General features: G+C 70.2%; 12 protein-coding genes. 7 read left to right on the top strand and 5 right to left on the bottom strand.

Going from position 1 to position 12,543, the window contains the following annotated elements; translation table 11 throughout:
• Positions 1-14 precede the first annotated feature (14 nt).
• Complete coding sequence (locus tag M0M48_RS30335; protein ID WP_151578560.1) at positions 15-314, bottom strand: thioredoxin family protein; 300 nt, start codon at positions 312-314, stop codon at positions 15-17.
• A 54-nt stretch (positions 315-368) separates the two neighbouring features.
• Between M0M48_RS30335 and M0M48_RS30330 the strand changes: the two genes are divergently transcribed.
• Complete coding sequence (locus M0M48_RS30330) at positions 369-803, top strand: heavy metal-responsive transcriptional regulator (RefSeq protein WP_151578561.1); 435 nt, start codon at positions 369-371, stop codon at positions 801-803.
• 561 nt (positions 804-1,364) lie between these two features.
• Here M0M48_RS30330 and M0M48_RS30325 read toward each other — a convergent pair.
• The 3 genes from M0M48_RS30325 to M0M48_RS30315 are packed head-to-tail and all read right to left on the bottom strand — an operon-like array spanning position 1,365 to position 4,673.
• Complete coding sequence (locus tag M0M48_RS30325) at positions 1,365-3,158, bottom strand: hypothetical protein (protein ID WP_257750615.1); 1,794 nt, start codon at positions 3,156-3,158, stop codon at positions 1,365-1,367.
• 38 nt (positions 3,159-3,196) lie between these two features.
• Positions 3,197-3,556, bottom strand: coding sequence for a helix-turn-helix domain-containing protein (locus M0M48_RS30320; protein WP_151578563.1), 360 nt, complete (start codon positions 3,554-3,556; stop codon positions 3,197-3,199).
• 31 nt (positions 3,557-3,587) lie between these two features.
• Positions 3,588-4,673 carry a tyrosine-type recombinase/integrase gene (locus tag M0M48_RS30315; RefSeq protein ID WP_151578564.1) on the bottom strand — a complete coding sequence of 362 codons (1,086 nt, stop codon included), beginning with the start codon at positions 4,671-4,673 and terminating at the stop codon, positions 3,588-3,590.
• A gap of 200 nt (positions 4,674-4,873) precedes the next feature.
• On the opposite strand from M0M48_RS30315, the gene M0M48_RS31135 reads away from it, so the two are divergent.
• From M0M48_RS31135 to M0M48_RS30280, 6 genes are all read left to right on the top strand, one after another.
• Complete coding sequence (locus M0M48_RS31135) at positions 4,874-8,020, top strand: peptidoglycan DD-metalloendopeptidase family protein (RefSeq protein ID WP_374587449.1); 3,147 nt, start codon at positions 4,874-4,876, stop codon at positions 8,018-8,020.
• Positions 8,021-8,153: 133 nt separating this feature from the next.
• Positions 8,154-8,699 (top strand): hypothetical protein, encoded by a 546-nt coding sequence (locus M0M48_RS30300; RefSeq protein ID WP_257754521.1) that lies wholly within the window; start codon positions 8,154-8,156, stop codon positions 8,697-8,699.
• The gene (locus tag M0M48_RS30295; RefSeq protein ID WP_257754520.1) at positions 8,696-10,156 is read left to right on the top strand and encodes a type IV secretory system conjugative DNA transfer family protein; all 1,461 of its coding nucleotides are present in this window, start codon (positions 8,696-8,698) and stop codon (positions 10,154-10,156) included. The genes M0M48_RS30300 and M0M48_RS30295 overlap by 4 nt, the downstream gene beginning before the upstream one ends.
• Positions 10,153-10,860, top strand: a complete 708-nt coding sequence (locus M0M48_RS30290; RefSeq protein WP_257754519.1) for a hypothetical protein — start codon at positions 10,153-10,155, stop codon at positions 10,858-10,860. The genes M0M48_RS30295 and M0M48_RS30290 overlap by 4 nt, the downstream gene beginning before the upstream one ends.
• On the top strand, positions 10,857-11,225 hold the full coding sequence (locus M0M48_RS30285) for a hypothetical protein (RefSeq protein WP_257754518.1): 369 nt from the start codon (positions 10,857-10,859) through the stop codon (positions 11,223-11,225). The genes M0M48_RS30290 and M0M48_RS30285 overlap by 4 nt, the downstream gene beginning before the upstream one ends.
• 152 nt (positions 11,226-11,377) lie before the next feature.
• The gene (locus tag M0M48_RS30280; RefSeq protein WP_257754517.1) at positions 11,378-12,184 is read left to right on the top strand and encodes a M48 family metallopeptidase; all 807 of its coding nucleotides are present in this window, start codon (positions 11,378-11,380) and stop codon (positions 12,182-12,184) included.
• A gap of 16 nt (positions 12,185-12,200) precedes the next feature.
• Here M0M48_RS30280 and M0M48_RS30275 read toward each other — a convergent pair whose 3' ends face one another.
• Positions 12,201-12,515 (bottom strand): hypothetical protein, encoded by a 315-nt coding sequence (locus M0M48_RS30275; RefSeq protein ID WP_257754516.1) that lies wholly within the window; start codon positions 12,513-12,515, stop codon positions 12,201-12,203.
• Positions 12,516-12,543 lie beyond the last annotated feature (28 nt).

Genomic DNA, 12,543 nt, shown 5'->3' with positions numbered 1-12,543 from the left:
CAGTGCCCATCCGGTCACGCATCGGCGAGCGCCCCGCGGAGCTGGTCGAGTGTCGGTGCGCCTTCGTGGCCACCGGGGACCGGGTATCTCCGGCAAGCCAGCCCGATGGGTGCGCCGGGCTCGGCGAACAGGTCGACGCCGTCGATTTGGATGCTGGGTGAGCCCAGGAATCCGACGCGCTCGGCGTCCTCCGGGGTCTCAACCAGCCGGTGGGTCACCGTCACGTCGCCGCGCTCGGCTGCGATCAGGGCCAGGCGCTCGTCCGCGACTTTCCAGTTCGGGCAGTCCTCGAAGTAGAGCAGCGTGATGTCCATGCCCCGACGCTAAACCTTGAACCGCGGTACAAGGTCAAGCGGTACAGTGAGATCATGCGCATCGGAGAAGTCGCCGAGGCCGTCGGGGTCCCGACCGCCACCATCCGCTTTTACGAGCGCAAGGGACTGCTGCCGCAGCCGCATCGAGGCCCCAACGGCTACCGCGAGTACGACAACTCGACACTCGCCACGCTCGCTTTCATCCGCAACGCTCAAGCCGCCGGTCTCACCCTGGTCGAGATCGCGACGATCCTCGACCTGCGCCGCGAAGGCGCCACTCCGTGCGGACACGTGCAGGACCTCCTCGCTGCGAAGTTGCTCGACGTGCAGCAGCGGCAACGCGAGCTGGTCACCCTCGAGGCGGAGCTCGGCCACTTGATCAGGCTCAGCCGTCGGCTGGACCCGGCCGACTGCTCTGACGAGGCGATCTGCCACATCATCGCCCATCCGCGCTCACCATCACGCGCGGGTGCCACCGTCCAGGAGTAGCGTCGCCGCATGAGTCGCCGCATCATCATCCCGGTCACGCTCTACCTCACTGCGGCCCTGGGGAGTCGGGCCGCCGAAGCAGCGGGCTTTCAACGGTGCCACTGCTCGGCGACGTGCTGGTGCCGCAAACCCCTGCTGAGCGCATTCCGCTGGGTTCTGCCTATCGGCCACCGCTAGCGCTCGACCGCTCGAATCGCACGAGGGGCCGAACGGCGTACAACTCGTGACCGCGGTCCCGGACGCAACGGCGCCGGCCGATGACCGCCAGCGGATCCGCTTGCGGGACTCCCACCCACCGTCCGAGTGACCGGGTCTCAGAACTTTCTTGAAATTCGGGGGGACGCTGTCTGACCTGCGCAAACGTGGCGCGGGCTGCTGCGTCCCCCCGAGGTTGGACGGCCCGGGGGGACGGATAGGGGGACGCTGAGCCGCCACGCTGCGGCCGTGACCAAAGTCAGTGGCGTCAGAGTGTCCGATTTGTGCGCGTCACGGTTGCTTATCCGTGGCGTGAGGATGTTGCGACGACTCTCGGCCCACGCCGCGCGGGACGCAACGACATGGTCATGTCCGGTTGCCGGGGTGGTCCTTGTTCCTCAGGTCGGGGTGCTCGATCGTCTTGAGGTAGCGGGTGGCGCCTTCGACGCTGAGTCCGAAGAGGTCGTAGATGCGGCGTACGTCGCCGCCGGTGGCGTGGATCTCGTGCAGGATGCGGTCCTCTCGCAGGGCGCGCGGGCGAACGCGGCTGTCCCTCCAGGGAAAGGACGGACCGCCGGGGACGAGACGCGGCGCGGTGCGTCGGTTGATGAGCAGGTGCGGGTTCGCGGTGGCCGGCCAAGTGCGGTTGCGGTGATCGAGCCAGGCGCTCAGCCGTGTCCTCACGGGTGCGGCGAGCGGGATGTCGCGGCCGTCGAGGTGCAGCCGGCCGTCCACGATGTCGGACAACTGCAGCTCACGGACCTGCTTGCCGGTCAGGCCGTGGAAGGCCACCAGCGCGACGGCGAGAGCGAGGGCCGAATTGGGCGAGTCGAGCTCGGCGCGGATCAAAGCGGGGTCGAGCGGCAGCGGAAGGTTCGTGGCCATGCGGGTGAGGTCGAGATCCTTGATCGGGTTGGTGAAGACGAGTCGGCGACCCTTGAGGATCTTGAACAGCGACTTCAGTCCGATCTCGGCGAAGTGGCGGTGGCTGGTGCCGGCGGGCAGGGCCGTGAGGGCGGCCAGGATGTCGTCTGTGCTGATCTCGGCGAACGACTGGCGCCCGGCTTCGACCCATGCCTGCACGACGGGCGCGAGGCCCTGGATGTGGATCTCGACGGTCTCGGGTTCGCGGGGCACCTGGCGTGGTGCTTGTCGGGATCCGCCGAGCATGATCTGAAGCCACAACTGGAGGTGCCCCCGCATCGTGTCCGGGAGGGCTCCGGATTCGATGAACTTGGCGTTGAAGTACCGCTCGACCCGGGTTGGTACGTCCTCGATCAGGAGCCCGGCTTCTGCGAGGACGTCGAGGGTGGAGGTGATGGTGCCGTCGTATCGGCGCAACGCCACGACGTCACTGGCGCGGACCTTCGCGGTGGAAGTAGGCCGCAGGATCTGCAGCAGCCGCAGGGACTGGATCACGGCATTGCGCTGTCTGACGCTCCAGCCGTAGCGGCGGGCGTGGTCGGCGACGATGGCCGCGCAGTAACGGGTCAGTTCGCTGTCCTCGACCAGGAGGCGTTGGCGCAGCACCGCGGGGTCGGGGTCCATGTCGAACAGGGTCAGCTGTTCGAGCGCTTGGTCGTCGAAGCTGGTGCCGGGTTCGTAGGGCAGCTGGTTCTTGGTCTTCGTCGACCATCGGCGATCTCTGCGGACGTAGTCAGGCACCGGTGTCGCGCGCCGCTTAAAGACCATGTTGGCGAAGAACAGCTGCTGGCTGTGCTGGTTCGCCGCGGCGACATCGGGTGCTCGGCCGGGTTCTTGGTCGAGGCGGGCGTTCTCAAGGCACAGCCGACAGGCTTGCCGGTCGCTGACGTGGCTGGTGCGGCCGCAGGAGGCGCAGGTGCCCTTCGGGTGGTGGCTCTGCCACCAGCGACAGGACCAGCAGGTCCAGTTGTAGCGGGGGTAGACACCCCAGGCCAGACAGCCCTTGCACGATCCGACGTGTTCGGAGCTGCGGGGATGGCACCGACTGCACAGCCCCTGACTGAAGTAGTCCGTGCGGGAGCGGCAGCGGTTGCACGGTGGAGCCGCGAATGGGCCGCCGGGCAGGCACTGATAGCAGAAGTCGACCCGGGGGCGGGTCCACGCGACGCGGTTGCTCTGGCACGCGTTGCACTTGGGCGGCAACCGCAACGCCGCGTTGGGGCCGGGCGCAGGCATGCGGTGCTCGTCGTTTCGGTGGGCGATCGGGGTGCGGGCTACAGCGGTGGGGTCGAGCGGGGCTTGCCGAGCCGCGGTGTGACCGCCGGTGGCGCGCCGCCGCTGCCGTTCGAATCGTCGCCGCCATTTCCGCCGTTGTTGTTGGCGGCGTCGGTGTTGCGGGGACGGCGCGCGGCGACCTTGTCCGGCTCGGGTGTCATCAGGTCGTTCGGGGTGCATTCGAGCACGAAGCAGAGCACGTCGAGCTCTTCGAGGCGCATCGTCGGCGGGGTCCCGGCCCACCACGACGACATCTTTCCGGCGGAGATCTCGAGCCCGGCATCGGACAGCATCCTGCGCAACTGCGCGGACTTCCAGATCCCTCGTTCGGCGGCCCGCAGCCGCAGGCTCCACTGCATCTGGATCAGCTCCTTCGGTTCTTCGGTCTCGTTAGTCGGTACGGAGGCCCAGGCGGACTTCGATGCGGTCGCTCGCGCTGTTCCACGCGCGTTCGATGTGGTCACTGCGGACATGCAGATACCCCGAGGTCGTCGCCAGCCACTGGTGGCCGAGCAGTTCTTGGAGCGCCTTGATATCCATCCCGGCCGCGTACAGCGACGAGGCGCAGTAGTGCCGCAGCACGTGTGGCGTCATCCGACCCGACCACGCCGGCAACCACTCCTCGACCTGGATTCCCAGGGCGCGGCGCAGCGCGTTCGCGCCGACACGTCCGCACCGATCCAGATCACGATCGAACCGCTCGGATGGCAGCAGCGGCGCGTCCGGGTCGGCCCAGTCCTCGCCGTACTGCGGACGGACCTCGGCCAGCCACCAGTCGAGCAACTGGTTCGCGCCGTTGATCGCAGGCACCAACCGTGGCTTGGGTCCGCGGCCGCCCGAGCCCTTGCCGTGGCGGACGTGGAGTTTGCCGAACTCGCCCAGATCGGGGCGCCAATCGCGGATGTCGAGCATGACGGTCTCGTTGATCCGCAGCCCGAGTCGGCGCCACAACGAGGCAGCGAAGTAGTCGCGGGCCGCGGGAAGGTACTTGCGCGCCTGTGTGACCGACCCGCGCCAGGCAGTGAACAGCGAGTCGATCTCCTCATCCGACGGCGGCACCCGGACCTTGCCCAGCGATGCCCCCGACTGGCGATTGAACTCATCGATCGGCTGCTCGACCAAGGCACCAGTCGCGCGGCGGATCGTGCCCCCGTAGCGGGTGATCACGAACTCGTAGAAGCCCGCCACCGCGCCGGCCTTCCCCGCCCGGGTCGACACGCTGAGCCCCATCCGCCGTTGCTGGGCCAAGAACGCGTCCGCGTCCGCACAGGTGGCCTCCCACAGCGGAGTCGACAGCGAGCGAGCGAACTCGATGACGATCGCCCGAGTCGCGCCGATATGGCGGTCAGTCAGACCGGCCGCCGACATCGCCAGCGCGTACTGGTCCACCAGCTCCTGCTCGAAGTCCTGGACCGCCTGCGCACCTATAAGTGCCGGATCAACAGCGCTGCCGCCCGGCAACGCCACCAGACCCATCAGTCACCGACTTCAGTGGAGGCGATCATGCGTCGATACTACAGCCAAACCGTCGTTCAGAGTGACGCTTCGTCAATGCGCGCCCTCCAGAGAGCTGAACCGACGCCACCTGCGCAAACGCAGATCGGGGCGCATGGACGTCCGATCGAACCTGAGTTCCTAGAGATTGCGGCCTGAGCCGTCTCCGGGACTGACCTGTCGTGAAGAAGCTGCTGCTCGCCGGACTGCCGGTCCTGATCGTCTTCATGGGGCTGCCGTTCGTCGTGACCCTGATGGTCGTCATGACCACCACGGCGGCCGCCGAGTGCCGTACCCAGACCACCCAGTCAGCACCAACCCAGCTCGGCGACCTCGGTGCCATCGACGGCCCCGTGGGCGGCCCGGTCAAGGGCAAGATCACCATGGCCCAGGCCAACATCCCGCGCCGCTCCGGCCTCGACGGGTTCCGGGCCTCCATGCCCAAGGTGCTGTCCAAGAGCCCCGACTTCGTCACCCTGAACGAGGCCGGCGGCTGGAGCCTCGCCCAGATCGAGGCCGCAGCCCCGGGCTACGACGCCTTCCGAGTGTCGACACCGTCGGAGTCCGGTGCCGGTGCCGAGCAGGCCATGGGCAACGTCGTGCTCTGGAAGCGGTCGACCTGGACCAAGGCCAACGGCGGCCGCGTCCAGCTCGTCGACGACGACAAGACCTTCTACGACGGTCGGCCGGTCACCTGGGACCGGTTCGCCACCTGGGTGATCCTCGAGCGCGCCGACGGCGCCGTGGTGTCGGTGGTCTCCACCCACCACATGACCAACCCGCACCGCTGGCCGAAGCAGCACGGCAACCCGCCGCTGACCCGCCCCCAGCAGTACGGCGCCGGGATGGACATCCTGCTGCAGCTGCGCAACTCGCTCGCCGCGCACGGCCCGGTGCTCATCGGCGGCGACATGAACACCCAGGCCTCCTACACCGACCTGCCGTGGGCGGCCGCGGCGAAGATGAAGGCCGCCGGCTACGCCTGGCACAACCACGGCGTCGACTTCATCTTCTTCCCCCAGTACCAGGGCGTCCGGCTCGAGCAGGGCTGGGACGGCACCATGGTGTCGGACCACCACTGGCTCTCCGCGCGCATCGCCATGAACGGCGCTGGCCCCGAGACCGCCCCCGAGCCCGCGGCCACCACCGACGGCGTCGTGAACGTCGCCCACACCTCGAGGACAGCGGCCGCGCCGCCGGCCGGCGACGTGCTCGCCCAGCTGATGCGGCTGCGGTTCGCCTCTGGCTACCCGACCATGACGAGCGAGCAGGCCGGCAACGCGATCACCATCGCCCAGGTCGCCCGCGACCTCCAGATTCCCCGCCGCGGCCTGCAGGTCGCGATCGCCACGGCGATCCAGGAGTCCAAGCTGGTCAACCTCACCGGCGGCGACCGTGACTCCGGTGGCCTGTTCCAGCAGCGGCCCTCGCAGGGCTGGGGCACCCGAGCCGAGATCACCAACCCGGTGCTGTCCGCGCGTGCCTTCTTCGGCCAGGCCCAGCACACCGGGAACCCCGGCCTGCTCGACATCCCCGGCTGGCAGAGCATGACCCTCACCCAGGCCGCGCAGGCCGTTCAGCGCTCCGGCTACCCCGACGCCTACGCCCAGTGGGAGGACGTCGCCGGCGACATCACCGACCTGCTCGGTGGAGACCTGCCCGACCTGCCCGACGACGGCTCCACCACCAACGTCGCCAACTGCCAGGGCGACACCGTCAACCCGATCACCGTCGGCACCCTCAACCTGCTCGGCGCAGGCCACACCGACCAGCCCGGCGAGCGGCCGGGATACGGCACCTGGGACAAGCGACTGCCCGGCGCCATGCGGACCATCGAGAACGCCGGCGTCTCGATCGCCGGCCTCCAGGAGGTCCACCCGCCCCAGGCCAAGGCCCTGGCCAACCAGTACGCAGCCAAGTGGGGCATGTACCCGGCCACCGGGAAGGCCCAGAACCGGGTGGTCTGGGACCGCAACGAGTGGGAGCAGACCGACGCCCGTCTCGTCGACATCCCCTACTTCGGCGGCAAGGACACCGGTATGCCGCTGGTCCAGCTCACCGGCACAGCTGGAGGCCCCAGCGCCGGGCAGGTGATCTGGGTCTGGAGCATCCACAACCCGGCCGACACCCAGGGGAACGCCGCGGGGCACCGCAAGGAGGCACTCCGCCGGCAGCTGGCCACGATGACCGAGCTCGCCGGCACCGGCACCCCGGCGGTGATCCTGGGTGACTTCAACGACGGCAAGGACGGCAACAACTCCTCGCACTGCGCCCTGACCCCTGAGCTGACCAACGCCTTCGGCGGGTCGGCCGAGCCCTGCATGAAGCCCAAGCAGGACGCGCCGATCGACCACGTCTACGGCACCAACCTCACCTGGGCCAGCGCCGAGGTCGACAACAGCACCAAGGCCAGCAAGCTCGCCGACCACCCGCTCGTGACCGCCACCACGGCCGGGAGCAGCGCCGGGTGCGCCGTCGCCACCGAGACCAACTACAACCTCGGGCCGGTCAAGCCCCAGCTGACCCAGCTGGTCAACATCCTCGGCCCCATGTTCGGCATCAAGACCGTCGGCGGCTACCGCGCGAGCGCCACCGATCCCAACGGCCACCCCGCTGGCCTCGCCGCCGACTTCATGGTCCCGCTGACGCCCGCGGGCAAGGCCCAAGGAGACGCACTCGCGGCCTACGCCCAGGCCCACGCCCGCGAGCTCGGCATCGACTACATCATCTGGTACCAGCGGATCTGGTCCGTCGCTCGAGCCGACGAGGGCTGGCGTCGGATGGAGGACCGCGGCTCCGCTACCGCCAACCACATGGACCACCCGCACATCAACGTGCTGCCCAACGCCAAGGTCTCACCGGTCGGCCTCGAGGGTGCGAGCTGTGACGAGGTGGTCTACCCGGTGCCGGCGAAGTACATCGGCGCCGACAACCACAACTGGCACGAGACCGGCCCCTACTGGTCCAAGTGGCACACCGGCACCGACTTCTCGGCTCCCTGCGGGACCACCGTCTACGCCGCCCACGCCGGCACCATCGAGATCGACACCACCCAGCGCTCCTGGGCTGGTCCCCAGCTGGTGAAGGTCACCACCGGCGCCGGAGGCCTCACCACCTGGTACGCCCACATGCAGAACATCAGCGTGAGCCGCGGTCAGACCGTCGCCGCCGGCGAGCCGATCGGGCAGGTCGGCAAGGAGGGCAACGTCTCGGGCTGCCACCTCCACTTCGAGGTCCACCTCAAGAACGGCTCGAGCTACGGCCCCGACAACGTCGACCCGTCCACCTGGCTTGCCGAGAACGCCTCGCGCCCGAGCCGCGCCGTGTGATCGCACCGGAGGGCTGACCGCACATAGGTGACCAGCGAGGCCCAACGACCCACGACCGCCCGGAGGTGGCCAACCGATGCAGCGCGACCGACGACGAGACCCCTACCCCTGGACCTGGGAGGTCCCGCTAGCAGTGACGCTGGCGACCCTGTTCGTCATCGTCATCGGCATCCAGCTCGGCCGATCGGTGGCCAACCTGCTGGCCGGCGCCGGGTGGACCTGGCCCGACGCCAACGCCGGCGCCTTCCCCTCACCGATCGGGACCGCGTTCTGGACCAGCCTGCCCGGCGTCCTCGGCGGTAACGCGGAGGCGGGACTGCCCACCCCGGTCCCCGACGACCTCGCCGGCCGCGGCCTGGTGTGGGCCAGCCTCGCGCTGACCGAGCTCTCGCTGCTGGCCGCGACCATCTGGGCCGGCGTCTGGGCCTACCAGCGCTGGGGACCCGGCCGGATGCGCGGCATGGCGACTGCAGCCGAGGCCGAGAAGCTCCTGGGAGTCACCCGCCTGCGCAAGGTCGCCGGCATCGTCCGCCCCGACATCTACGGCAAGCACGCCGCCGCCGCGGCCGCGCCGATGCAGCGCACTCCCGGCGACCACACCGAGCAACCCGGCCCGCAGCTCGGCCACGGGCTCAGCCCCTGGCTCCTGGACGGGCGACGAACGAAGGAGGAGCGATGAAGCTGAGGTTCGACCCATGGGACGTCGGCTGGCGCATCGGTGACGCGCACGAGCCGAGGGGCGGCGAGCTGTGGGTGCCGTGGGACCGCACCGCCGGCGTGATCGGCCCGCAGGGCTCCGGCAAGACCCTCGACCTGCTCACCCCGGCGCTGCTCGGCGCCCCGGGCGCGGCCCTGGTGACGTTGACGAAGGTCGAAGACCTGCTGCTCAGCCTGACCGAGCGCTCCCGCGACGACCGGCCGTGCGTGGTGCTCGATCCGTTCGGGCTGGCCGAGGGCGTCGTCGACGAGCTGATCTGGGACCCGATCGCCGGATGCGTCGACCCCAAGGTGGCCGAGCGTCGCGCCAAGGCCTTCACCGCCGGCACCGTCAAGGGCGCGATCACCGGCGGCACCGGCGACGACGCCGCGCGGTTCTACGCCGCGGAGTCCGCGAAGGTCCTGCAGGGCTACTTCCACGCCGCGGCGCTGACCGGGAAGACGCTCGAGGACGTGCTGCAGTGGGTCGCGAACCCGACCGCGGCCACCCAGCCGATGGAGATCCTGCGCCGGCATCCGCACGCCGAGCCGTTCTGGCACGGCCTGCTGCACGGTGCACTCAACGGCGACGACCGCACCGCCGGCAACACCGTCACCACGGTGCAGCAGGCGGTGTCGCTGTTCTTCCAGGCCGACATCCGCCGCCGCTGCATCCCCAGCCCCGGACACCCCGCCACCGACCTGGCCGACGTGATCCGCCGCCGCGGCACCATCTACCTCCTCGGCCGCGAGGACCCCTACGCCTCGGCCAGCCCACTGATGACTGCGGTGGCCGAGCACGTGCTGGACACCGGCCTGGTGCTGGCCAACAACTCCCCGTGGGGAGGCCGGCTGTGCCCGCCGCTTGTCTCGGTGCTCGACGAGCTCCCCTCGACCGCGCCGCTCCCGACGCTGCGGACCCGGATGGCCAACGAGCGCGCACTGGGGCTGTCGTTCATCTGGGCCGCCCAGACCCGGCCCCAGCTGACCAGCATCTTCGGCGAGCACGAGGCCCGGGCGCTGCTCGGCCTCACCAACACCCTGGTCATGTTCGGCGGGTCCAAGGACGTCGCCTTCAACCAGGAGATCTCCGACCTCCTCGGCCAGGTCCGGATCGGCCGGCGCACGCACCGCGGTGGTGGCGGCGGCTACGAGGGCGACGACATCGCGATCATGCGGCCCGAGGAGGTCCGCCAGCTCCCCGAGCGCCAAGCTCTCGTGATCGCCGAGAACGGCAAGCCGATCATCGCCAAGCTGCACCGCTGTGTGGAGGGCAAGGCCGGCGAACGCCTCCTGGCCGACCAGCGGGCCTTGCGCGAGCGCCTCACCAACGACCGCCGCATGGTCATCACCCCCGAGGCCCGCGCCACCGCGGCACTCGTCGAGGCACGCCGTCTCGGCTTCGTCGACGACGACCACGCAAGGAGTGATGACCTGTGACCACCGAGCAGCAGACCCGCCGGGCGGCGCCCGCGCTGATGGTCTTCCCGTTCCCCATGCCCGGCGACCACGTGCGGCTTGCCTACCGGGAGCTGCACATCGCCATCAACGGCACCGAGGAGGAGAAGAAGGCTCTCGGCAACCACGCGCTGCTGCCGCGGCCGTGGGAGCCGGCCTCCTGCCTGGACCCCGATCTTCGGCACGACCTGTGGGAGTGGCTCGAGGACGTCGTGATCTGGCTGAACCGCGAGTACACCTGGGACGTCTCCGGGCTCATCCCCAGCTGCTGGCCCCTGCACCCGCACCTGGTCCACGAGATCGCCGTGCTGGCCGACCAGCGCCGGCGAGCAGGGCTGGCGATGACCAGCGACGCGCTCGAGGAGTGGCACCGCTACTGCCTGCCGGCGTTCACCGACCGCATGCGCAACAGGCTGCGGGCCCACTGCGACGACGAGCACAAGACGTGGCCGGCCAAGCCGCGACACAACGAGCACCTGGCCGAAGCCAGCCGCCAGCGGCGCGAGAACGCCTTCGCCCACGACGTCGACGCGCTGCCGGTCAACAGGCGGGCACACGCGCAGCCGTCGGCGCCGACCGGGCCGCCGCGACTCGGCCTCGTCGACCTCGACACCGGCGAGCTCCAGGACGACGAGCTCGACGGCCCGCAGCCGCGTACCCGCACCGAGAAGGGACCGAGAGAATGACAGAGGCACCGATGCAGATGAAGGAGCGCTCCGAGGCCATCCAGCGAGCCCAGCGCGCACTCAAGGCGCTCGGCGAGCACCCGCGCTCGAGCAAGAAGGAGCTCGGTCACGCGCGCGAGCACGTCAACGCCTGCTACGCCCACGCATCCGGGGAGCACGTGTGGAACGCCGTGGCGCAGGTCGAGGCGATGGCTGAGCGCCGCTACGGCGTGCCGAGCACAGAGGAGCAGCGACAGCTCGTCGAGGCGAGCGAGGACCTCGAGGAGCCTGCGACAGCCTCCCGCGGCCGCGCGGCGGAGGACCGCGCGATCCCGTCGACGTCGCCGGCCGCGGGCGTGGACCGCGCTCCCGCTCCATCGCGATGAAGGGCGCGCGGCGGGCTCGAATCGGGCTCAGAACGCCGCTGGGCGACGCCGAACCACCGCTTGCAGGCACTCGCGGCCCGTTCGGTTGTCAGGGAGCGATTCTGAGCGCTCTCCTCACCGCCAGCACCCCGGCGCAGAACGTGGCCGATCCCGTGACCTCAGCACTCCTTGTCATCGTGGCGATCGCCTACCTCGCCGGCGCCTTCCTGGTGGTCGCCGCGCTGGCGAAGGTCCTCGGCGCGTGGGCCGCCAGCTGGCGCACGCGCCGGCACGCTGAGCCGGTCGACGCCGCGCTGAAGGGCCGGGCGGCCGCGGCGATGGCGGCCGTCGCGGCCCTGGCGAACGTCACGCCCCCGGCCACCGACGTCGTCGCCTACCTCGGTGCGCCCACCGGAGACGACGTACGGCCCGTGGGCGACGGTGGTCTCGCGGTGACCCACTTCCGGGCCGGGCACCCCACGGTGGTGTTCGCGCAGTCCGCCCTCACCAGCCTGAGCCCCGCCGCGGTGCAGAGCCTCGCCGCGCACGAGCTCGCGCACGTCATCCGACGCGAGCGCTCCTCGGTCGCGGCGCGCTACGGCTGGCTCGTCTGCTACCTAGCCCTGGTGCTCGCAGGCGCGGCGATCACGGTTGTCGCACTGGTCGCCGCGCCCCAGATGGCCGGGCCGGCACTGCTGACCACGATGAGCGCCGCGGTGGCGTTCCTCGCTCTCCAAATCGCGTTCGACCGACGTGAGGAGATCGCGGCCGACCGGTTCGCCGTAGCCCTGACGCGCGACCTCGAGGCGGCCGCCGAGCTGATGCGGTTCTACAAGGACTACGTCGCGAAGCCCCTCCCGGCCGGCGGTCTTGCCCGAGGGTGGGCGCAGTTCGAGCGCCGCTGGTTCGCGACCCACCCGGACCCCCGGGCGCGGCTCGCAGCGATGCGTCGGCACCTGGTCGACGAGCGAGCCGACTAAGCGCCCCCAGGAGTCCTCAACGCGGCCCGCGGCCCTCGGCCTTGGCGATCAACTCGGCGGCGGAGAGGAAGCGGACCAGAACGGCGCCGGCGGGAGCCTCGTGGATGACGTACCTCCCGTCCTCGAGGCGATCGAGATCCCAGTGAGCTGCGTGCGCTGCCGCGGGGCCAAAGCCGACGAAGTTGGCCACCGGCGCTTCTGCCAAGCTGCTACCGGCCGTGAGGCCGGCGAAGAGGCCGTCCGGAGCGACCCGGAACCGGAGTCGCAAGCCCAGTCGATCACCGATCAGCTGCGCTCGGTTGTCGAGCGTCCGTGCGGTCGCTGGGTCCATGGTGACCATGATCGCTGGCCGGTCTGCT

The organism is Pimelobacter simplex (assembly GCF_024662235.1).
GTDB lineage: Bacteria > Actinomycetota > Actinomycetes > Propionibacteriales > Nocardioidaceae > Nocardioides.
The sequence above is the reverse complement of the archived record's forward strand: the minus strand, read 5'-3'. Positions and strand labels throughout refer to the sequence as shown.